At 41.7% G+C, this 23,890-nt stretch carries 19 protein-coding genes and 1 tRNA gene; 17 read left to right on the top strand and 3 right to left on the bottom strand.

Features of this window, described 5'->3' with window-relative positions; translation table 11 throughout:
• Positions 1-30 precede the first annotated feature (30 nt).
• From CST_RS06805 to CST_RS06725, 17 genes are all read left to right on the top strand, one after another.
• On the top strand, positions 31-852 hold the full coding sequence (locus CST_RS06805) for a type II secretion system F family protein (protein ID WP_242823529.1): 822 nt from the start codon (positions 31-33) through the stop codon (positions 850-852).
• A 20-nt stretch (positions 853-872) separates the two neighbouring features.
• Positions 873-1,067, top strand: a complete 195-nt coding sequence (locus tag CST_RS06800) for a Flp1 family type IVb pilin (protein ID WP_015359113.1) — start codon at positions 873-875, stop codon at positions 1,065-1,067.
• A complete protein-coding gene (locus CST_RS06795; protein WP_015359112.1) occupies positions 1,064-1,741 on the top strand; it encodes a TadE/TadG family type IV pilus assembly protein in 678 nt (225 codons plus the stop codon). Before CST_RS06800 ends, CST_RS06795 begins: the two co-directional genes overlap by 4 nt.
• Entirely contained in the window at positions 1,738-4,815 is a 3,078-nt protein-coding gene (locus tag CST_RS06790; RefSeq protein ID WP_015359111.1) for a DUF5702 domain-containing protein, read from the top strand. Before CST_RS06795 ends, CST_RS06790 begins: the two co-directional genes overlap by 4 nt.
• Positions 4,812-6,119, top strand: coding sequence for a TadE/TadG family type IV pilus assembly protein (locus CST_RS06785; protein WP_015359110.1), 1,308 nt, complete (start codon positions 4,812-4,814; stop codon positions 6,117-6,119). Before CST_RS06790 ends, CST_RS06785 begins: the two co-directional genes overlap by 4 nt.
• A complete protein-coding gene (locus CST_RS06780) occupies positions 6,103-6,624 on the top strand; it encodes a prepilin peptidase (RefSeq protein WP_015359109.1) in 522 nt (173 codons plus the stop codon). Before CST_RS06785 ends, CST_RS06780 begins: the two co-directional genes overlap by 17 nt.
• A gap of 12 nt (positions 6,625-6,636) precedes the next feature.
• Positions 6,637-8,175 (top strand): DUF6382 domain-containing protein, encoded by a 1,539-nt coding sequence (locus CST_RS06775; RefSeq protein WP_015359108.1) that lies wholly within the window; start codon positions 6,637-6,639, stop codon positions 8,173-8,175.
• A gap of 85 nt (positions 8,176-8,260) precedes the next feature.
• Positions 8,261-9,001, top strand: coding sequence for an isoprenyl transferase (locus tag CST_RS06770; protein WP_015359107.1), 741 nt, complete (start codon positions 8,261-8,263; stop codon positions 8,999-9,001).
• Between the two features lie 51 nt (positions 9,002-9,052).
• Positions 9,053-9,913, top strand: coding sequence for a phosphatidate cytidylyltransferase (locus CST_RS06765; protein ID WP_034843810.1), 861 nt, complete (start codon positions 9,053-9,055; stop codon positions 9,911-9,913).
• 16 nt (positions 9,914-9,929) lie between these two features.
• Positions 9,930-11,129, top strand: a complete 1,200-nt coding sequence (locus tag CST_RS06760) for a 1-deoxy-D-xylulose-5-phosphate reductoisomerase (RefSeq protein WP_015359105.1) — start codon at positions 9,930-9,932, stop codon at positions 11,127-11,129.
• Positions 11,130-11,168: 39 nt separating this feature from the next.
• On the top strand, positions 11,169-12,455 hold the full coding sequence (gene rseP, locus CST_RS06755; RefSeq protein ID WP_015359104.1) for an RIP metalloprotease RseP: 1,287 nt from the start codon (positions 11,169-11,171) through the stop codon (positions 12,453-12,455).
• A 1-nt stretch (position 12,456) separates the two neighbouring features.
• A complete protein-coding gene (gene ispG, locus CST_RS06750) occupies positions 12,457-13,518 on the top strand; it encodes a flavodoxin-dependent (E)-4-hydroxy-3-methylbut-2-enyl-diphosphate synthase (RefSeq protein WP_015359103.1) in 1,062 nt (353 codons plus the stop codon).
• 186 nt (positions 13,519-13,704) lie between these two features.
• On the top strand, positions 13,705-15,567 hold the full coding sequence (htpG, locus tag CST_RS06745) for a molecular chaperone HtpG (RefSeq protein ID WP_015359102.1): 1,863 nt from the start codon (positions 13,705-13,707) through the stop codon (positions 15,565-15,567).
• A 61-nt stretch (positions 15,568-15,628) separates the two neighbouring features.
• A complete protein-coding gene (locus CST_RS06740) occupies positions 15,629-16,216 on the top strand; it encodes an HD domain-containing protein (RefSeq protein WP_015359101.1) in 588 nt (195 codons plus the stop codon).
• Positions 16,217-16,249: 33 nt separating this feature from the next.
• Positions 16,250-17,980, top strand: a complete 1,731-nt coding sequence (locus tag CST_RS06735) for a proline--tRNA ligase (RefSeq protein WP_015359100.1) — start codon at positions 16,250-16,252, stop codon at positions 17,978-17,980.
• A gap of 129 nt (positions 17,981-18,109) precedes the next feature.
• A tRNA-Tyr gene (locus CST_RS06730) sits at positions 18,110-18,195 on the top strand.
• Positions 18,196-18,269: 74 nt separating this feature from the next.
• A complete protein-coding gene (locus tag CST_RS06725) occupies positions 18,270-19,334 on the top strand; it encodes an FAD-binding protein (protein WP_015359099.1) in 1,065 nt (354 codons plus the stop codon).
• Between the two features lie 2 nt (positions 19,335-19,336).
• Here CST_RS06725 and CST_RS06720 read toward each other — a convergent pair whose 3' ends face one another.
• From CST_RS06720 to CST_RS06710, 3 genes are read right to left on the bottom strand one after another with little or no spacing between them, the layout of a single operon-like run.
• Positions 19,337-20,281, bottom strand: coding sequence for a glycosyltransferase family 2 protein (locus CST_RS06720; RefSeq protein ID WP_015359098.1), 945 nt, complete (start codon positions 20,279-20,281; stop codon positions 19,337-19,339).
• A gap of 35 nt (positions 20,282-20,316) precedes the next feature.
• The gene (locus CST_RS06715) at positions 20,317-21,615 is read right to left on the bottom strand and encodes an NAD(P)/FAD-dependent oxidoreductase (protein WP_015359097.1); all 1,299 of its coding nucleotides are present in this window, start codon (positions 21,613-21,615) and stop codon (positions 20,317-20,319) included.
• Positions 21,616-21,639: 24 nt separating this feature from the next.
• Positions 21,640-23,883 (bottom strand): hypothetical protein, encoded by a 2,244-nt coding sequence (locus tag CST_RS06710; RefSeq protein ID WP_015359096.1) that lies wholly within the window; start codon positions 23,881-23,883, stop codon positions 21,640-21,642.
• Positions 23,884-23,890 lie beyond the last annotated feature (7 nt).

The raw sequence follows: 23,890 nt of genomic DNA, 5'->3' as shown, positions 1-23,890 counted from the left end.
ATGATATCTACCTTTTTGTTCTACGTTATTATGAACCAATTCGCCAGACAAAAGTTTTCCGATGAACTGAAAATACTTGACGTAAAGGAATATCCATACAGGGATTTTCTGGCTTTCGGTATGTGGCTCTACAATAAACTGAACATACCTAAATCCGGTTCTTACCATGTTTTTCTGTATCAACGCATAGTTATGGTTTATGGGACAAGGTATGCAGGTTATTATCTGAGAATATACTGGGGTGAAAAATTCATGTATTCCTTTTTGGGAATTATTGTTGCGTGTTTTGTTGGCGCCGCATCGGGTGCCGGTGCAAAATTTGTTATAGCAGTACCTGCTGCGGGAACGCTTCTGTTTTTTCTTGCAGACCGAAATCTCGATGATAGGGCGGAAAAGAGAAAACTCCAGCTGATGATTGATTTTCCGGCGTTTGTCAGTAAGCTGGCATTACTGATGAATGCGGGAATGCATCTCCGGCAGGCCTTGGTAAAAATTTATGATGACTCGGACAAAACCAAACCGTTGTATGAAGAATTAGGGACGGTTCTTGCAGACTTGGAAGCGGGCATCGGTGAGAGCCAGGCATGGCAGGAATTCTCGGAAAGATGCAAAGTGAGGGAAATAACCTCCTTTGCAAGCATGATAGTGCAAAATTCAAAGCTCGGTGGAAAACAGATGGTGAATGAATTAAAAAGAATGTCCCATGAAGCTTGGGAAATGCGGAAAAATGCCGCGAGACAACTGGGTGAAACGGCTTCGGCAAAACTCGTGTTTCCAATGATGCTTATGCTTGTGGCGATTCTGATTATTGCATTGGCCCCGGCCATAATGCAGTTTTCAATAAATTATTAAATTTTCCGGGAGGGTTGATTATGAAAATAATGTTAAGAAAGCTTGTTTCAGATGAAAAAGGTATCAATACCGTTGAAATTGTCGTTCTTGTGGCAATCGCCCTTGGGCTTGCATTAATTTTCAGGGAACAGATTTTTTCTTTCGTAAAAAATTTGCTGGGAGAGGTCTTAAATCCCGGAATGTACGGTTTACCTTCAATAACGCCTGCGCCATGAGTAAAAGATTTTTAAAGCAGGATTTTGTAAAAAAACAGTGCCGTGGAGCCGTTACGGTTGAATATGCCGTTATATTTCCTATTGTCATCGTATGCATATTTATAATTATTCACATAGGGATGCTTTACTATCAGCATTGTTTAATGCAGACGGTGGCAAGCAAGTGTGTGCGCAGCATGGCCCTTTTATGGGGATACGATCCTGATGAAATAAATATTGAAACCGGAATAACGGACAGGAATGCATACGTCAGTGAGGCCCTTTACTGGCAGCTTATCACCGATAAAAACAAAAGAGGTGAAAAAGCAGCTCAGGCCGTTCTCAATGAACTGATGTCGAAAAGTGTTATAAAGCCTTCGGGCGGTTTTGACGTAGAAATGACCTACAACAATTACATAATTTTTAAAAAGATTGGATTGTGCATCAGAGCCGATTATGTACTGCCTTTCGGAGATTTGCTTGAACTTGTGGGGTTACCGGGTCGTACCAGAATGGAAGTGTACAGTGAAACAATGGTACATGATACTCAGGATTTTATCCAAAATACCGATTATTTACTTCAAATTTATGAAGAATCAGGAGCCAGAAACTGGGTTGAGGAAAAAGTTGAACCCCTGCTGAATTCCCTTAAGAATATAAAAAAATATTTTAAATTGCAGGAGAATGGACAATGAAATTACGGGGCAGTGTAACGGTTTTTGTCAGTATAATATTGTCTGCTTTAATACTGTTTTCAGGTACGGTGATTGATTTGGCCCGGTTCCGGGCAGGAGAAACGCATGCCCGTGCTGCCGTTCAATTGGCGGTTCAGTCGGCGCTGGCCCGGTATTTTTCACCGCTGAAGGAGAATTACGGGCTGTGGGCCAGCGCACACAGTAAGGAAGAACTTGAAATGCTGATATACGACCTTATTGAAAAAAACTTGGGTACCGAAAATACGTTTATACCAGGTATTACCGATCTTTTCGGTTTTTCGGTGGACAGTGTCACGGTATATCCTGTGTTTAACCTGACCGATGCCCAGGTACTGGAAAAGGAAATTGCCGACTTTATGAAATACAGGGCTCCGGTGAATACTGCAGGTCTTTTTCTTGAAAAACTTAAAGCATTTAATCTTTTTCTGGCTCAGTCAGGGCTTTTGAACAAAAGAATGGAGCTGGAAGACAATCTGCAGAAAATCCGTGAGAAACAGGTTTACCTGAGTCTGATTCTCTCTGAGAGGATTCCCCGTTTTGTAAACGGCCAAAAGCCTGAAAAGGGGATAAATGACAGCCTGTTACATATATCTTCATTACTATATGAAATAAACGATATGGAAAAACAAAACGGAGTACTCGACAGGGCTTATCTTTCCATACCTTCGTCAATTGAAGAAATAAATGAAGCAGAAAACGAGATAGAGAATATTGAAGAGGAAATATCCGATCTGGAGAAGGAAATAGAATACCTTGAGGACAGGCTGAAAGACTGCGAGGATGAAGCAGAAATTGCGGGAATTACTGATGAAATACAGAAAATTGAGAGAAAAATTTCACAAAAAAGCGATGAAAAGGCTGAAGCCAAAAAAGTGCTTGAATCTGCGAAAAGAAAGCTCAAGTCAGAAATTGACACATGTGTGGGACTGCTTAACGAAATAGCGGTCAAAACCGAAAGGGTACAGGAAAAAATAACACAAATTAAAAACAGTGTGGGCAAATTTGTCAAATACCATGAGGAATCGGTAAAACTCTCCTCGGATATATTGAAACAGTGCTACGAAATAAAACATTTGTCTGAAGAAATTAATACCGAAATAAAAAGACAAGCCGAAAAGTCGGATAATGCATTTCTGGTTAAAATCAAGTCGGACATGAAGCAGCTGGTGCTTACCGCAGATCCTGAAGCGGTGTCTTCAATAAAAACAGATTTGGAGGTAAATCTGACTGCGTTGAACGAGACTTATTCCGTATTGTCTCACGCCGCCAGTCGGCTTGAAGAAATTCTGGATGAAATATTACGCTTTATATACAGCACCGAACGAATATATGTGACACTGGAATATACTGAGAGAAAGGTGTTCGGCACCGGGATTGAGCAGTGTGTCAAAGAGCTGGAAAGTAAAATAAATTCGGCGGTTTCGGGGTATAAAGTAAGATCCCTTCAACTGGAACCCGATATTAACGCGAAAGAAAAAAATGAGTTTTACAGATGGTGCAACAAAGTTTTTGATGAGAAAAATGAAACAGAGAACAAGGATAAAGGTTACGAGAAAAAACTGAGGAACAATATCAAAAAGGCTGATGAAAGCGGGAAGAAAGAAAATGAAATGTCATTTAACGGCAAAGACAAAAAACTTTCGAGCAAAGAACTGGAAGAACTGTTTAAATCACTGCCGTCAAAAAAGAATAATGAAACCGGCGGCGCATTAACGGAGAATTATGAAAATACAGAGCCCGAAGAAAAATATAAGAAGTCGCTGAACAGTAACGCAGACATTTCCTTTAAGATTGGAAGTATTTTGGATAATCTGGGTGAATCGGTACTTAAATCCCTTTATATTAATGAGTATATAGTCAGCGCATTTAAAAACGCAAACATTGACAAGGTATCCGCCCCGAGAATAAACATTCACGGTGGTCCTGCAAAAACTTTTTTTGAAAAAGCGGAGGTTGAGTACATTATATTCGGAAACAAAAAAGAGAAGACAAATGCCGATCTGGCACAGGCGTCGATATTCGGCATAAGAATGGGTCTTAACCTTCTTCATGTGTACATGGATTCCAAAAAAGTCTCCGCTGCAATGTCGGCTGCTGTATCCATTGCAGGCTGGTCAGGCTTCGGAGTCCCCATAGTCAAAAATCTTATTCTGCTTGGGTGGGCCGCCGGCGAATCTTATCTCGATTTAAAGGATATAAACGACGGCAAGGATGTGGCCGTGTACAAAACAGAAAACACATGGAAACTAAGCCTTGCCTCGCTGTTTTCGGATATTACAGGGAAGTTCCTTGAGGATACATCTGTATGGCTGAAAAAGACAAAGGATGAATGGGTTGACAAAGCAGATGATGCGGTAAAAACGTTAATTCGCGAACTGGTAACCGGTAAGGTTAATGAAGTTTTTGCCCCTATTGAGCAGGCTGTAACCGAGGCAGGTGATGAAGAGGATAATGCTGGCGATGTGAAATTTGCTGTTTCCCTCCCATTGGATGACGTAAGTAATGTGGATGATTTAAAGGAATGGGTTGTAAAAGTATGCCAGGACCAGTACCGGCAAGCGAAGAACAGTGTTACGCACTGGACCGGAGCCAGGCTTGAACATTTTAAGAAAAAAGCAATAGATGAGATTACAAATTTCATAATAAACAGTCCTGCCTATGAGAATATTTTTTCGACAGTTAAAAAAGGTCTTAACAATATAATCGACGGAAGCCTTGACATGCTTTCCGAAAGCCTGCAGCAAATCGGAAACCAGATAGGCGATCCCGGGATGCAAAGCCAACTGGTCGGAACGGTTGTGTCCTTTGATTATGTGGATTATTTAAGGCTCCTTCTTGTCGCCGTGCCCAATAAAACCAAGTTGTTAAGGGCCGCTGATATAATACAGCTTAACATGAGGGAAACTCTGGATAACCCTGATTTTCTGATGTCGGAATACAATTCTTTTATTATTGTTGAAGCAGAGATTTCGATGAAAACAATGTTTATACCGTCTTTTCTGAAAACTCCGCAGACAGGGAAATTCAGTATAAGATGGGGGTATGGCTATTGAAAAATGAATCTGCTGCCGGATATGCTGAAAAACAACGTGGAAGCGCGACGGTTGAAGCTGCCGTGGTAATACCGCTTCTGATGATTGCTTTTGTTTCCTTGCTGACGGTTATACGGATAATATCAACCTATGCCAGAATGCAGCATGCCGTAAACAAAGTGGCTACAGAACTGGCGCATTACAGCTATATATATGCAGTGTCGGGACTGAAACAGCAGCATGATGAATTACTTGACACAACAAAAAAGGCTTGGGAAGAGCTTCAAAACAAAACGGCGGTAATTGAAAATTTCTATAAATCAGTTCAGAATGTTTACTGTGAAGCGGTATCATTGGGAAAAGAAAACAAGAATATTGAAGAAAGCCTTAATAATTTTCTTTCCGGAATAGAAAACATCCAGACTTCAACCACTGAACTGATTGAGACAGTTAACACCGTTGTGAAAGATCCGGTTCATGAGATGCAGCTTATAGGTATTGCTCTTTCCGACTCGATTCTGAGTAAAACAAAAACCGTTTTATTCGATGCCATTGTGAAAGCTATGCTGAAAAATAACCTGGCAAATGATCTTAAGATTGCACCTGAAAAACTGGAGAAGTCTCTTTTCCTGAAAGGCGGAATTGAAAAACTGGATTTATCGTCATCAACCTTTTTCAATGACAGGGAAACAATAGATATTATAGTGGAATACACGGTAAAACCGGCTTTTTTCATAATACCTGAAGTGAAATTGCGAAACAGGGCTTGTGTGCTTTCCTGGCAGTGGGGTGTTGGCAGCCCGACGGAAACGGCGGGGGAAGATGCAAGCTTATGGAATTTGGATAAGGGGAAAGCCGTTTACTTGCAGCATCTGGCAAGGGGAAACAAAATAGACAGGTTATTTGCCCGGGAATTAAAGAATGAAATCGGCGAATATGCTGAACTGACGCCTGAAAATTTCAAAACGATAGATTTGATTGAGTACGCCCATGACCGAAAAGACGGTTCGCTGGTTATGATATTTTCGTTAAATCCTTTTCTGCCGACTTACAGCAGTAAATCCGCAGTTGTGGGCACGATAAAGCAAAATTTGAACAAACTCAGCACTTTTCAGAGATACCAGGTTCGTGACTACATCTTAGATGTATCGCTGCTTTCAGGTAATTATAAGAGGATTGCATATATCGTAATCCCCGAGAATGAAGTACTTCCTGAGGCGTATATTCAGGCTTTTGAGGAATGCAAGAAATTGGCTGACAAAATGGGTATTGAACTGTATCAGGTGCAGAAATACGGTAAGTATGACTATGCTGAAGAAAATTAATGAAAAGCGGTTATTTAAAATAATGGGATTATTGACTTTTTTTATTTTCCATATATCCTATTCGTCAGTGGCGCTTTTTATGCCGGCGAGGGAATATGCCGCGCGAAAATTCATTCTTGTGATTTTGCTTGCCATTGCATCATTTCATGATATTCGGGAACAAAAAGTTCCGCTGTGGGTTTGTGCCGCAATATTTGGCATTAACGTTATCCATTCCGTAATGGTTTATAAAAGCGTGGTTCAGTGGATAATAGGCTTTATTCTATTGGCAGCCCTTATGGCTTTATATTTTTTAAACCGGAATTTAATAGGGCTTGGGGATATTTTGCTGGTTACGTCGTGTGTCCAATCCCTTCGGGCTGAGAATACAATGAAGTTTCTGTTTTTGACATTTGCCTTTGCTTCTTTATCGGGAATTTTTAAATGTATACGAAACAAAAGCTTTAACAGCGTGTCTGTGCCTCTGTCGCCGTGTGTAGCGGCTGCATTCATTTTATTGATTTAAGAAGGTGGTTTTATGATAGATGTACAGGAACTTATACCGACATATGCCGGATTTGGCGGGAAAAGCTATATCACTTTTACAGTATCGGAAAAAGAAGAGTTAATATGCTATCAGGTAGAAATGCTGGCAAAAAACCGCATTGATTTTTTACTGCCTCTTTCGGTGCAAAGGCTGAACAATAACTGGAAACTGTCGTATGATATTACATCAAAAATACCGCTGGGGAAGGTGTTGGAAAGAAAATGTCTGAAATACGGGGAATTCGCAAGTATTCTGAAACAGATTGGAAAGCTTTCTGCAAAGCTCAAAGATTATCTTCTTGACATTTCTTCGGTGATTTTCAATAATTCGTACATATATTGCGATCCTTCGGATTTGTCGCTATATTTTATGTATTTTCCGGTGAAGAACGCAGACTTTAGTTCGGATACCATAAAAGATTTCCTTCGGAATTTGATTTTAAATATAAGACTGACAGAAGATTCATCCGGAAGTATTTTAAAACGACTTTTGGACGTTCTTAAATCCGAAACCTTCACCCCTGAAATGTTGCTGAAATGTATAAATTCGGAACTACGGGAGACATCTGAAGACCGATTGGCAGGATTTTCATCCGACGAAGGAAATGAGGGAATTTCCTTAATATCCGAAACTCCGGATCAAAGACAGAAAAATGGCACGATGAACTGTCGTGAAAACAGAAATAACCGCGAGAAGAACGGTGAAACACATGGTGGCTTTAAGCATCCTTTGAAATCATATATTGTTGCCGGCGCAGCGAATGCTTTTTTTGTCGGGCTGCTTGTTTATATGCTGTTTTTAAGGAGAGCTTCAAATGATATAACCGGCACCGTACTTGGTTTGGCTCTTATCGGTTTTGCGGCGAATTATTTCATTTTTACAAGGTTGTTTTCAGATGAAAAAAAGACCGGCGACTGTAATGTAATCATGGAGGCGTCTGATAAAAACATTGTAAAATCATTGTATGGGGAGACTGCTGAGAAAGTTATTGCTCATCCAAAAAGGTCGGCGGTTTACGTGAATAAAATGGTCGGTTCATGCATGGAAGAATTCAGAAAAGTTACGGAAAATAAAGCACATGAGTCTGATTGCAAAAGCCATGACGAGGTAAAGGAAATCCAGCCACCCGGTTTATCTGTCAGAACATATATAGAGAATTCCGAACCTTTCTCCGGAACGGCTCACACCGGCATGGGTACCCAGGACAGAACTGTTATTTTGGGATATGCTTCAGGCAATATACCATATCTTCAGAGTCATTCCTGCCCCGGTGAAAGAATATATATTACGAAGGACTCGGTACTGCTGGGAAGGCTTTCGGACAGTGTGGATTATGCAATAAACAACAGAGCGGTTGGAAAAATTCATGCTGAAATAGTCAGAAAGGATGATGGCTACTATATCATAGATTTGAACTCGGTAAACGGCACATATGTCAATAATGAAAGAATTACGTGCAGCACCGAAGTAAAACTGAAAAACGGGGATATTGTAACACTGGCAAATGAATCATATACATTTGTGGTTTAAAAGACATGTTTTTTTTGGTATACTGATATTGACTTTTTTCAGAACCGCAATTTATTATTTTATAAAAGACTTTAAGGGGAAGGTTATGGCTTTATTAAAAAAAAATACAGAGATAGATTTTTCAAAATTACCTCAGCATGTGGCAATCATTGTTGACGGAAACGGAAGATGGGCGGAAAGACGTGGGCTGCCGCGAAGTGCCGGACACCGGGAAGGTGCAAAAGCGGTTAGAAGGATAATTGAACATGCGTACAATTTGGGTATCCGCTATCTCACTTTTTTTGCCTTTTCCAGCGAAAACTGGTCAAGACCGAAAGAAGAAGTGGATGAATTGATGAAACTGTACCTTGACTATCTGAAAAGTGCCGAGAATGAGACCAATGACAAGAACATAAGGGTAAAAATAATAGGCAGCAGGATAGGGCTGTCCCCGGAACTTATTAATCAGATTGACAAGGTGGAGAAACATACTGCCGATAAGGATAAAATGACTTTGCTGATTGCACTGAATTACGGCGGGCGTCAGGATATTCTGCAGGCGGTGAAAAAGATAGTGGATGACGTTCAAAAGGGGATTTTGAATAAAGACGATATCACTGAAGAGGAATTTCGTAAAAGATTATATACCGAAGACATACCTGATCCTGATTTGATGATAAGGACAAGTGGAGAAATGCGCATAAGCAATTTCCTTATCTGGCAGTGTTCATATACCGAATTCTATTTTACTGATGTCCTGTGGCCTGATTTCAGGGAAAAACATTTCAACGAGGCCATACTTGAATACCAGAAGCGGCAAAGGCGTTTCGGAGGTTTGGGAAAATAAGAGAATGCTTGTTGAATGTCCGGGATTGGTTCGGAAAGTGACGGTGATTTTTTGAGAACGAGAATTATAAGCGGAACCATTGCAGCGATAATTCTTTTCGTTATAATGCAGCTGCCGCCTTTTATGTTAGGTGTGGCCGTTTTTATTGTTTCTTCGATTGCATTGTACGAATTTTACCAGTGCGTGAGAAGGGAAAATTATAATCCCATAAGAACCATTGGTTTTTTCACGTCAACAGTTTACTTTCTGTACTTGATTGGCAGTGCTTATATTGATGAAATCAGCGGCACTTTCCTGAATGATTTGTACAGAACGTTTTTTCGACAGGACATTATATATCTGTTTATTTATATTGTCATTGTATGTTTACTTCTTCAGCTTGTGTTCAGACACAGGCGTTTTAATTTGAAAGACGTTGCCGTTACGCTTCTGGGAATTGCCTATATTCCTTTTCTTATATCTTTTATTTTTTTGGTTAGATTAATGGAGAACGGGTATGAATTATCCTGGCTTGTTATTATAGCGACGTTTTCTACCGATATTTTTGCGTATTTTACGGGTAAATTTTTCGGAAAAAGGAAACTTGTGCCCGACATCAGCCCCAACAAAACCGTCGCAGGCGGTATAGGGGGAATTGCCGGAAGCATTGTCTGTACGACCCTTTTTGGAATTTTATACATGAATACTTTTTCGGCACTTATAATTGAAATTTATCATTACATGATACTTGGTGTCCTCTGCGGAATAATAGCCCAGCTTGGGGACTGGGCCGCTTCGGCAATAAAAAGAAACGTCGGTATTAAGGATTTCGGACACATTATGCCGGGGCATGGCGGGTTGCTGGACAGAATTGACAGCTTGCTTTTTGTTGCACCTGCAGTATATTTTTATATAAAGTTTTTTATCTTTTGAAATCCGGAGGTTGCATATGACAAAGAATTTGGTTATATTGGGTTCGACAGGGTCAATCGGAACGCAGGCTTTGGATGTCTGTGACAACATAAATGTCCGTGTTTTGGGACTTTCAGCGCAGAAAAATATAGATAAGCTTGAGATGCAGGCAAGAAAGTATAAACCGGCCATTGTGGCGGTTATGGATCCGGAACGGGGGAAGGAGCTTAAAGTTCGGTTAAGGGATACCAACATAAAAGTTGTTTGGGGAATGGATGGGATTATTGAGCTTGTTACTTTTCCCGGAGCCGATACCGTTCTGACATCGGTGGTGGGGATAGCGGGGCTTGTTCCTACCGTCAGGGCCATTGAGGCAGGGAAAACTATTGCTCTCGCCAACAAGGAAACCCTTGTTACTGCAGGAAAGCTGGTAATGGAAGCAGCAAAAAGGAATAATATAAATATATTACCCGTGGACAGTGAACATATGGCCATCTTTCAGTGTCTTGCCGGAAACAGGAAGGAAGACATTGAAAAATTAATTTTAACCGCATCGGGTGGGCCTTTCCGAGGGTATACCGAAGAACTGCTTAATGATGTTACCGTTGAAGAGGCCCTGAACCATCCCACATGGCTGATGGGCAAAAAAATAACGATAGATTCGGCAACAATGATGAACAAGGGATTCGAAGTTATCGAGGCCCGGTGGCTGTTTGACATGGAGTTGTCGAAGATTGAAGTTTTGGTTCATCCCCAGAGTATTATCCATTCGATGGTATCGTTCAGGGATGGTTCGATAATAGCACAATTGGGCGCGTCGGATATGAGAATTCCCATTCAGTTGGCGATGACGTGGCCAGAGCGTATGGAAAACAGTTTCGGCAGGGTCGATTTTACAAGAGTTGGCATGCTAACCTTTGAAAAACCCGATTTAAAGGTGTTTAAGTGCCTGAATTTTGCAATCCGTGCGGCAAATATCGGCGGCACAATGCCGGCCGTGTTGAATGCCGCGAATGAGGTTGCAGTTTCACTTTTCCTTGACGGAAAAATCTCCTTTAAGGCGATAATGGACTTAATCGGCGAAGTTATGGAAAACCATAGGGTGCATATGAATCCTTCCCTTAATGATATAATAGAAGTGGACCGTTTGGCCCGTGAGGAAACTCTAAACATATATAAGAAAAAATATAAAGATCATGTTAGGGTTTTCCAATGGGCTTATATGGGGAATAATTAAACAAACGCAATAAATTTTATAAAGAAGGCAGGTTAAGATATGAACATACTGTTGGCTTTTGTCGCACTAAGCTTGCTGATACTGGTACATGAATTAGGCCATTTTATTGCGGCGCGCAGGGCCGATATTAAAGTTCTGGAGTTCTCAATTTTTATGGGACCCAAAATTATTCAGTGGGGAAAGGGAGAAACAAAATATTCGATACGGGCAATCCCGATGGGCGGCTTTGTTAGGCTGGAAGGCGAGGAAGAAGCCTCGGACGACGAAAGGGCCTTTAATAACAAACCGGCGGGTACACGGGCTTTGGTTGTTGCAGCCGGGGCAGCAATGAATATTTTTATCGCCGTTCTTATAGTCACCATAATTTCCCTTTCTTTGGGATACAGTACGACAACGGTGGCATATCTCGAGGAAGATTCGGTATTAAAGGAAGCGGGAATGGAAGTCGGGGACAGAATTGTATATTACGACGGAAAGTATATTTTTCACCCGAGCGATCTTTCGCTGTTTTTGTATATTTATGACGGCGGGCCGGTTGAGGTGGCATACCGGCGTGAAGGCGTTAAAGAGCTGCAGCGGACGGTAATCACTCCAAAAACGTCGGTTTACATGATTGGAATTTCGGTAAGTTCCGGCGACGTTGCAGCCAGTAACAGGGTTGAGGATGTGGAAGAAGGTTCGCCTGCCGATGTCGCAGGTATTTTGCCCGGAGACGTTATTATACGGATTGATGACGTCACGGTGGATAAAAGGGATGATTTGTACAATTATCTTCAGAAAACAAAAAATAAACCGGTGGATATTACGGTGGAGAGGAACGGTGAAACTGTCACGTTCCATGATGTTGTGCCTGTAGAGAGAAAAACTTACCCCGATTTGGGTGTGCAGTTTGAATACAAAAAAGGCAATGTGTTTGGTGCTATTGCAAGTTCAGTCAATTATTCACTGTCCACGATAAGAAGCGTAATTTATTCCCTTGTATGGCTGATTTCAGGCAAAGTTGGTTTCTCAGAGGTATCTGGGCCTGTCGGAATTGTTTCGACCATTGGCGAGGTTGTTGAAATGGGAAGAGGTTTTTCGGAAAAGTTCCTGTATCTGCTCCAGATAACTGCATTCTTAAGTCTGAACCTCGGAGTGATGAATATAATCCCGTTTCCTGCGCTCGACGGTGGAAAGCTGTTCCTGATTTTAATTGAAAAAATCCGCAGAAAGCCCATTGATCCCGAAAAAGAAGCATGGATTTCGATGGTGGGTTTTGTTCTGCTGGTAATGCTGATGATTGCCACACTGTTTAACGACATTCCGAAAGTAATCAGAGGTAAATAAAATGGATAGGCTGATAAACAGAAAAAAAACCGTTAAAGTACGGGCGGGGAATGTTTATATAGGCGGAGACGCGCCGATTTCCATTCAATCCATGACAAATACTAAAACTTCGGATGTAAAGGCCACAATCGCCCAGATCAGAAAGCTTGAAAATGCGGGGTGCGATATTGTCCGCGTGGCTGTGCCCGATATGGATGCCGCCATGGCTATAGGTCAAATAAAAAAAGAAATATCCGTTCCACTTGTGGCCGATATTCACTTTGATTACCGCCTTGCCATAGCTGCAATGGAGAAGGGTGCCGACAAGGTCAGGATTAACCCCGGCAATATCGGCTCTGAAGACAGGGTAAGAAGTGTTGTAAGCTGCGCCAGGGAACGTGGCATACCGATTCGCATAGGCGTTAACTCCGGTTCGCTGGAGAAGGATCTTTTGGAAAAATATCACGGTATTACTCCGGAAGCCCTGGTGGAGAGCGCGTTAAGGCATGTTTCGATTTTGGAGAAATTAAACTTTTCAGATATTGTTATTTCTCTTAAAGCCACAAGTGTTCCTTTAACAATAGCCGCATACAGGCTTATATCGGAAAAGGTAAGGTATCCTCTTCATGTCGGTATCACCGAGGCAGGTACTGTTTACAGCGGAACAATCAAGTCGGCGGTCGGGATAGGTGCGTTGCTTGCCGAAGGTATAGGGGATACAATCCGTGTTTCCCTGACCGGCGATCCCGTGGAAGAAATAAAAGCAGGAAAGACGATATTAAAATCCCTTGGCCTTTACAACCGCGGCGCCGAACTTATATCCTGCCCGACCTGCGGCAGGACCAGGATTAATTTGATAAAGATTGCCGAAGAAGTGGAACGGGCATTGGAAAATATTGATAAGCCGATAAAAGTGGCTGTTATGGGTTGTGCGGTAAATGGCCCGGGCGAGGCCAGAGAGGCGGATATAGGTATAGCCGGCGGAGATGGCTGTGCCCTTCTTTTCAGACATGGGGAAATAATCCGGAAGATTCCGGAAGACAGAATTGTGGAGGAATTACTGGAGGAGATAAAGAAACTTTGATGTTAGCACTCTTGTCGGATGAGTGCTAAAAAAGTATTGACAACAAATGCTTAAGTGTTATGATATTGATAGCATGAACCTGTGATCAGGCGTATCTTTTTAAGCAATAAGTTTAGACTTGTTGCTTTTTTAATGCGTTAAAACGGGTTCATATAAACAGATGAAAATGTAATGGGAGGTTTGTGTATGATTCAGGAAAAGGGCAGTATTTCCATCAGCACAGAGAATATATTGCCTATAATAAAAAAATGGCTGTATTCCGAAAAGGATATATTTGTAAGAGAACTGGTTTCAAACTCCGCTGATGCAATCAGCAAGCTTAAAAAGCTTCAGGATATAGGCGAAGCGCCGGTACGGGAAAATGAAAAATTTGAAATAACGGTGGCGGTAAGCAAAGAAAATAAAACGATAAAAATAATAGACAACGGAATTGGAATGACAGCTGATGAAGTTAAAAAATATATAAACCAGATAGCTTTTTCAGGCGCGGTGGATTTTATTGAAAAATACAGGGATAAAACCGATGATCAGCAGATTATAGGTCATTTCGGATTGGGATTTTATTCTGCCTTCATGGTAGCTGAAAAGGTTCAGATAGATACGCTGTCATATCAAGAAGGCGCTCAGGCGGTACGATGGATAAGCAAGGGAGATACGGAGTATGAAATGACCGATTCCGACAGAAATACCGTAGGTACAACGGTTACTCTGTATATGGCCGAAGACAGCCTTGAATATACCGATTTTTACAAAATGCGCGACGTTCTGAAAAAATATTTTGCATACCTGCCATATGAAATTTACCTGGTAAATGATGACAAAAAAGACGTTAAAAAGGAAAATTTGCAGCCGATAAACAACACCAATCCGCTTTGGAAGAAAAATCCCAGGGACTGTACCGATGAAGAATACAAAAAGTTTTACCGCGAGGCATTTGATGACTTCAACGATCCGCTGTTCTGGATTCATATCAACATGGAATATCCCTTCAGAATGCAGGGAATTATTTATTTCCCGAAGCTGAAGCATGAATTTGAAACAATGGAGGGAAAAATAAAATTATATTATAACCAGGTATTTGTGGCTGATAATATAAAGGAAGTAATACCCGAATTTCTTCTTATGCTGAAAGGAATGCTTGACTGCCCTGATCTCCCGCTGAATGTCTCGCGCAGTTACCTGCAAAATGAGGGTTACGTGGAAAAGATTTCACAGCATATCATAAAGAAGGTTGCAGATAAGCTTAACATATTATATAAGAAGGAATTTGAGAATTACACAAAATACTGGGATGACATTAATCCGTTTGTCAAATACGGCTGCATGCGCGAGGAGAAATTTTACGACAAAGTGAAGGATATAATTATATTCAAGACCATTAACAACGAATATGTAACACTTAATCAGTATCTTGAAAGAAACAAGAACAAGCACGAAAATATTGTTTACTATGTGAACGACGTCAACCAGCAGGCCCAGTATATAAACATATTCAAAAACAACCAGATGGAAGCTGTGGTATTGGACGCACTGATTGACAATCACTTTATAAGTTTTCTTGAGTCCAAGAACAGTAACGTCAAGTTCCTCAGAATAGATGCGGACATTACGTCAAGCCTCAAGGATCAGACGAAAGAGGAGAATGAAGCCGAAACAAAGCAGCTGTCGGAAAAGATAGAAAAACTGTTTAAGGATACACTTAATATCAAGGATCTGAAAATTAAGGTGGAAAAACTGAAAACCGAGTCCACGCCTGCAATAATACTACTTTCGGAACAGTCAAGACGTATTCATGACATAGGCAGGATTTTCATGGGCAAAGATGCCGGCAACATGTTCCCGACGGAAAAAACTCTGGTTATAAACCTTAACAACAAACTGGTAAAATCCATTGCCGAAAGCGCTGACGACAAGGAAAAGGAAGAAAAGAACAAACTGCTGGTAAAACAGATTTATGACATCGCGCTGCTAAGCCTGAAACCCATGAATCCCGATGATCTGACAGAATTTATAAATCGAAGTTTAAAAATTATGGAAATGATAGTATAATAATAGGAAAAACAACAACGGAGGGGAAAACCCCCCTCCTGAATTTTAAGGAGAGTTTTTTATGGATAAGTTGAGACAGCAGATATCATTTATCGTAGAAATCGACAAACTTAAAAATATTTACCGCCAGTCATATTTAACCGACGGATCGAGGCATGAAAATGATGCAGAACATTCATGGCATCTGGCCGTTATGGCATTTATACTCGCTGAATACGCGGACGAAAAAGTAGATTTGCTTAAAGTAATAAAAATGGTTTTGGTACATGACTTGGTTGAGATAGATGCTGGGGATACTTACTGTTATGACGAGAGGGCCATGCGGGATAAAAAGGAAAGGGAAGAGAAGTGCGCAAAACGCCTGTTTTCTATGCTCCCTGATGAACAGCGCAATGAGATGTATGAACTCTGGGAGGAGTTCGAGCGCATGGAAACACCTGAAGCAAGATATGCCGCCGCGCTGGACAGGCTGCAGCCTGTACTTTTGAATTATTTTTCAGGAGGAAAATCATGGAAGGAACATGGCATATACGTTGATCAGGTTCTTAACAGGAACGGCAGAATAAAGGACAGTTCGCAGAAATTATGGGAATTTGTGGAGAGCCTGCTTCACGACGCAGTGGAGAAAGGGTATCTGAAGAAAAGCTGAAAAGTCTTTTGCTATAAAACGGAGGTAAAAACAATGAAGCTTGAAAAGCTGGTGGGCGAAAGATTCAAGGAAAGGCCGGCAGACTGCATAATCCACAGTCATGCGCTGATGCTGCGCGGCGGATACATGAAACAGGTTACGTCGGGTATATTCTCGTCATTAACCGTTCTTCGCCGCATCACAAGGAAAATAGAAAATATCATCCGTGATGAAATGGACAGGATTGGCGGCCAGGAAGTTCTGTTTCCCGTTGTTATGCCGGCCCGGTTGTGGCAGGAATCGGGGCGTTACAACAGCATCGGAAACGAACTGGTCAGGTTTGATGACAGGAACGGAAATTCCATGGTTCTGGGAATGACCCATGAAGAAGCGGCCGTTCACCTTGTACGGGAATATGGACGAAGTTATACCAGGTATCCTTTTATGATTTATCAGATTCAGACGAAATTCCGCGATGAAGCCAGGCCGCGCGGCGGTTTAATACGTGTAAGGGAATTTACGATGAAGGACGCATATTCCTTTCACACCTCTCAGAAGGACCTGGAGGATTTTTATCAGAAATGCCTTGAAGCTTATTACAGAATATTTGCGAGGGTGGGGCTTCCCGAAGTAATTGCCGTGGCCTCGGATTCCGGCATGATGGGCGGCAGCGTGTCCCATGAATTCATGCTGCTCACGCCTGTGGGCGAGGATTCAATCGTAATATGCAGAAACTGTGATTATAAAGCCAACCTTGAGGCTGCCGAAAGCATAGTGATAAATGAAAATGCCGGTGACGAAGCGCCTCTGGTAAAGGTCCATACGCCTGGCATGAAAACAATCGAGGAGGTTTGCGGCTTTCTTGGCATACCGGTTGAAAACTCATGCAAAGCAGTTGTATATTGGAAGGAAAAGACGGGTGAATATGTAGTTGTGTTTATTCGCGGTGATCTGGACGTTAATGAAACAAAAGTATCGAAATTTCTCGGCGAAAGCATACGTCCTGCCGTAATTGGCGAAAATAGCGGACTTGTGGCGGGTTTTATCGGGCCGTACGGTTTGAAAAACGTACAGATGCTGTTTGACCGTTCCCTTATGGGAATTGGAAATCTGTGCTGTGGAGCCAACGTTCCGGATTACCATTATACCGGCCTGAACATAGAGAGGGATTTGGGTAAAGTAGAATACCACGATTTTGCGAAAGCGTCGGAAAACGGTATATGTCCGAGATGCCAAAAGAACGCCCTGACAATATCGCGGGGTATAGAAGTCGGGAATATCTTTCAGCTTGGTGACAAATATACAAAATCAATGAATATGCAGTATGTGGATGCAAACGGTAATTTACGTTATCCCGTCATGGGCTGTTACGGAATTGGTATAGAAAGACTTGCTGCGGCGGTATGTGAAGCGCATCATGACGGCTACGGACCTATATGGCCCATTTCGATTGCACCGTGGCAGGTACACCTTTGCTGTATGCGGCCTGATGATCAAAAGGTCAAGGAAACTGCCGATTATTTTTACGAACAGTTACAGTCGGCGAATATTGAAACAATATATGACGACAGAGACGTGAGCGCAGGGGTTATGTTATCCGATGCCGACCTCCTCGGTGTGCCGATAAGAATAATTGTAAGCCCAAGAAACCTGAAGGAAAACTTATGCGAGATACAGACAAGGGATAAAAGCATCAGCCGTAAAGTGGAAACAGGACAAATGCTTTCAGCCGTGCAGGAACTTATAACCGAACTGCATGGCAGGTTATACTCTGTCGATGCATAAAGAAATAACGGCATTTAATATTGCAATTTATAATAATAAAAAAATTTTAAATTCTTTATTGACAAAAAGCCAAACCTCTTGTATTATATTAAGTGTTCGCCTTACGGTATAAATAAAATAAATGAATATGGGAGAGTTCCCGAGTGGCCAAAGGGGGCAGACTGTAAATCTGTTGCTGTATAGCTTCGGTGGTTCGAATCCGCCCTCTCCCACCAAATACGATGTGTATGATGCACATCGTATTTTTATTTAATCCGAAATCTGCAAACTATAACAAAAGAGGTTACATATGCCATACGATATAGCTATAATTGGGGCCGGGCCTGCTGGCTGTACTCTGGCAAAACTTTTGGACAAAAAGTATAAGGTTATTCTTCTTGATAAAAGGGATATACTTTCGGAAAACTGTAATTCAAAATGCTGTGGCGGTTTATTGGCACCCGATGCTCAGAAAATTCTTGGCAGGATGGGTATGGCAATACCATCGTCGGTTTTGGTGGATCCTCAGCTTTTCTTGGTCAGGACATTAGATTTCGACAATAATCTTGAACGATACTATCAGCGTTTTTATTTCAATATGGACAGGCTTGTTTTTGAACAGTGGCTTTTGTCACAGGTGCCGAAGAGCGTTGATCTGGCCCTTGGCTGTACGTTCAAGAACTGTGAATATACCGGTGAAGGGGTAAAATTTTCATTTACATACCAGGGAAAAACCTTTACCGAATACGCGAAGGTAATAATAGGCGCCGACGGCGGGCATTCCATGGTAAGAAAATATGTTTTTCCCGGCAAAAAAATGCCGGAAACTTATGTAGCTGTCCAGGAATGGTTTGAATTTGACAAATCCATGCCGTGGTATAACGTTATTTTTGATTCTACAATAACTGATTTTTATTCATGGACCATAACAAAGGGAAATGTTCTGATAATAGGTTCGGCTTTGAAAATGAACAACCTTGCCCTTGACCGTTTCAGAATGTTTAAAATGAAACTCAGGGACAGAGGGTTGGTTTATGGGAAAAAAATATTCAGGGAAGGGGCACTGATATTAAGGCCGGGTGATATTTCATCAATTATAACCGGAAATGATTATTGCGCGCTGGTCGGAGAAGCGGCGGGTTTTATAAGCCCCAGTTCGGCAGAAGGCATAAGTTATGCCTTAAAAAGCGCTTACTGTCTTGCAGACGCTTTAAATGAAGGAATTAACGGTTTTCAGCGCCGTTATTCGAAATCGGTCAGAACGCTTAAATTAAAACTTCTGGGCAAAAATCTGAAATGCCCCGCAATGTATAACCGTTTTCTGCGTGGAATGGTTATGCGGAGCGGAATAAAGTCAACTGATGTTCTTTTTTGATTTCATTTTTCATTGTCAAAATTTCTTGTGTTCTTAACGACGTACAGAGGTCTTGCCTTTACTTCATCATAAATGCGGCCGATGTATTCGCCGATTATGCCAAGCATTAAAAGGGTTATTCCGTTAAAAAACAGGCTTACTGCGAGGATTGATGCCCATCCCGGCTGAACGGTTTCAGGAAAGAATATTCTCTTAACGACAACGTAAATAAGATATATAAAACTTACGGCTGAAATAATGGAACCGATATAAGACGCCAGTTTAAGCGGTTTGTACGAGAAAGTCGTAATTCCGTCAAGGGCGAGTTTAACCATTTTCTTTAACGGATATTTTGTTTCGCCGGCGAAACGTTCTTCCCTTTCAAATTCAATGGCCGTCTGCCTGAATCCAAGCCAGCTTATAAGTCCTCTTACATATCTGTTGCGCTCCCTTACCTGTTTTAACGCATCGCAGACTTTTCTGTCTATTAGCCTGAAATCGCCTGTGTCCACCGGGATGCTGACATCGGTCATGCTTCTGAGGAACCTGTAATACGCCGCTGCAGTGAATTTTTTGAAGAGAGTTTCTCCTTTTCTTGAAATTCGCTTTCCATATACAACGTCATAACCGCTTTTCCATTTTTCTATCATTTCAGGAATGAGTTCGGGAGGATCCTGCAGATCCCCGTCTATTATCACCACGCATTGGCCCGAGGCATAATCGGTGCCCGCGGTGATTGCAATCTGATGACCGAAGTTCCTGGAGAAATTAACGAGTTTAACGCGTTTGTCCATGTCGCATATTTCATTTAATATTTCTGCAGTTCTGTCCCTGCTTCCGTCATTTACAAAAATAATTTCATAAGCGCAGCCGATTTTTTCCATAACCTCTGTAAGCCTTCTGTAGGTTTCGCGCGCAACGGCTTCTTCATTGTACATCGGAACTACCACTGAGCACAGAATATCCATAGAATCTTCCTTTCTTTCTGTTTTATGAATTTGGACTATTCCTCAACGGCGGGAAAACGCCGTGAAATTTCAAGACCGCTCAATATGGCGTAATTTTGCCCTCTGTCTTCGGGGTATATCTGAGACATTGATGTAAGATACAACCCCTTCATTGGAGTCTCCACATCGGGAATCAGTCTGGAATATCCTGTTGTTACAACGGGCTGGGCGTCCCGTGTCCTGTTGATATGGTATTTTTTTATCCATTCTTCCTTGAAATCCGGAAAGATCTTTTTCAGACCCGAAATAAACAATGACTTAATGCTTTCATCGTCCATACCGTACAGCTCGTTTGTAATGTCAAGATACCTGGACAGGTAAACTATATGCGAACCGTATTTGTGATTTTTAACAAGATTGGTGTGTTCTATTACCAGAACAAAAGGTATGTCCCTGTCTGCCACAGTCATCCAGTAATTAGGCATCAGACTTTCGGAAAGTTCAAGAATCATGCATATATTTGCCTTATATTTGATTTTCCTCAGACTGTCCAGATATTGTCTGCCCATGCCTTTGATCACATAAGAAAGTCTTTCGGGAGATGCGGTGAAAATTACCGAGTCGAACTCTTCAGTCCCTGACTGACTTCTGACCCTGAATCTGTCATAATTTTTTGAAATTTCGGTAACACCGTCGTTAAGGCGGATCTCGCCCTTATTTGCTTTTATTCTTTCAGCTATTTTGTTATATATTTTTATAAAACTTCCGTCCATGTACCCAAGCAATTCTTTGTTAATGTTTTTGCCTCTGCTTGACCCTCGGAGTTTGAATTTGTTCCATATCCACGTTGCGGATATTTTGTCACTGTCGAAGTCAAACTTGGAATTCAGCAGCGGTTCCCAGACAAGCCTGTAGCATTCTTCACCGCCGTGCCGGATAATCCATTCCCGCGCTGTCATGTTCTCAATGGCAAGATAATCTTTTATAAACCAGGCGTGAATTACCATAAGCCCCATGCGAATTCTGCTTATTAAAGACAGCGGTTTGAACATTAACAGATCCAATGGGGATGTAAAGGGATAAATTTTTTCGTTTATATAAATTACGTTGGACGGTTCGTACCATTTTAAATCCTTTTCAAGCCCCAGCTCCTTAATCACGTCGATAATGACCGTGTCGTTTGTAAAAATATGGTGGTAATAAATCTCCAGAAGGTCGTCGCCTACCGGAACGACAGAAGTAAGACCGCCTATTCTGTCGTTTTTCTCATAAACGGTTACACAGTGTCCTTTTTCTGATAATTTCCAACCGGCGGTAAGTCCTGTTGCTCCTGCACCTATAATGGCAATTTTCATGTATCCGCCCTCCAAATTAAAAAATTACCTGACTTTAAATATTGTAATACTGCCATTCTGAAAAGCAACACCGAAAGTTTTATAAAAGATTTCCTCATTCAGTTTATACTCGGCCGCATTTCTGTTTTGGTCCTCAATAACTATGTAATCAATTCCTTCAGAGATGGCAAGGTTTCTGAGTTCGTTCTCATCAGCAGCGCTGTAAATTTTTTTCATGCATTCTTCCCTGTGGGCGATGTCATAACCTGCCGTTATTGTAAAATACGGATACCCGTTGTACACGCTTCTTCCCGCAAGCATGATGGACATAGGCGCGCCGTAATGGGTCATGTAATGGGTAAGGAAGATATCGTCGGGCCGGGTTTCATTCATGGCCCACAGAAGAAGTTCATCCTTCAGGTTGTAGGATACGCTGTTCCTGTCCAGATTATAAAGGGTAATCATGTCCACGAGGCCTGTGCAAGTAAGAAGAAATATAAGGCAGACAGAAACAATGAATGTGGTTCCCGATTTGAAAAATTCGGTCAGCAAATCCGAAACCGGTATGTTTAATAATATAACGGCAAGTATTATATATTTGTGGTTAACGGTTACATCAGGAGTTAGTTGAAGTGTGGTTGCGAGAACTACAGGGGCCGCAAAAACCGGGATAAGCCATGAAGAAATCCGGCAAACTTTCAGGTTTGTGCTGCGGTATATTAGTGCCGCATAGAAAAGAACCAGCAATAATATTATCAAAAAGGCGCGGAATATGCCTATTGAAGGTATGAAGAGTATAAGTAACAAGAGGGAAATGACTAAAATAATAACCGCTGCGTGCCTGCTTTTCCGGGCGCAATGAAATATGAAAACACCCGTAAGGATAAAAGGGAAAACTCCCAGCAATTCGATATAATAGGCTGCGATGTCTTTCAAGCTACCTGATTCAGCGAGAAATCCCGGATTAAATTTCACCGATACCACTCCGGTATTGCTGGCGGTGAAAAACCTTGTCTGAAAAACCGAAAGAGCAAATGTGATTATTGCAGTAACAAGGTATCCCAGCTTATGCATCGAAAGTGCGGCCATTATGAACAATACCGAAATGCCGGCAATAACAACCGCACCGTTCCAGTATGCCATTAGACCAAGGATTATTCCGGAAAGAACGCATGGTAATATTGACCTGACTGCCCACGCTTGCCGTGAAAAAAGGATTATTTTTATGTAGTCGCCAAACGGCTTTTTATTGTTTTTCAAGCCGGATTTTTCTGATTTCGCCGGTTGCAAAGACTTGACTGCATATTCCACGGTTTCGACGAAAAAAGGAATCATCAGGAAAAGAACAATGATAAAAAGTCCGTAAGCAAAGGCAAGATGGCGCTGATTTATGTATACTTTCTGAGCCCATAATCCCCAGTCTTCGTGGAGAGTATTGCCTATATGTTCCCTGTAAGTTCCGTCGGCATTAAGGTTGTTTGCCACTGCATGGATAAAGTCCTTAATGCTTGAGAAACCATTTCTGTACGTGAAAAAAGCGAATGAGCTACGGAAGGCGAACAGAAAGCAGGACAAAACGCCGGCCTGAGTTTTTTTCGTAAGAAAAACGCAAAGGGCATAAAGGAGCATACTGAAACTTACAAGGGAAAGAACGCTCGGAATGTTTAATGCCTGCGGAAGGGTTAAGCCCAGAAACTCAAGATTTCCAGCCATGAAATAAAACATGAAATGGTAACGCATGGTACCGTCGGGGAAATGAGGATATTGCGCCGGGAAGTTTTTTCCCACCGAAAACGAACGGATTACAGGAAGATGAGCGCCAAAATCGCTGAATGCCGATACTCCCACACGAAGATAACTGCCGTCCAGATACAGTGAACGGCATATGAAAAAGGTCCAAAAAACGACGGAAGAGATTAGAACAAACCATTCGGTGCCTTTGATGTTAAGACTTATTCCGTATTTTTTTGTTTCGTAAACCAACCTTTTAACCCGTTCGCGGTGTGACAGAAAAAGAAACGTTAAAAACACAACGGCGATGACAAAAGATATTGTGTTTGCGTAAAATAACGGTTTTTCATAGTTTTTGAAAGCCAGTGCCAAAAAATACGTTATCCATGAAAGTATTAAAGTTCCGATAAGATATGCGGACGGTAGAAATACGAAAATTGGGCTTACTGGCCTGTTTGGTCTGTTCAGAAATTCCATTCCGGTTTTCCAGTATGGTTTAAGACTCAGTATAATTCCCGCTCCGACGCAGACTGAAAGGCATATATACAGCAAAGCCATGAATATT

Origin of the sequence: Thermoclostridium stercorarium subsp. stercorarium DSM 8532, assembly GCF_000331995.1 — a bacterium.
GTDB lineage: Bacteria > Bacillota > Clostridia > DSM-8532 > DSM-8532 > Thermoclostridium > Thermoclostridium stercorarium.
The sequence above is the reverse complement of the archived record's forward strand: the minus strand, read 5'-3'. Positions and strand labels throughout refer to the sequence as shown.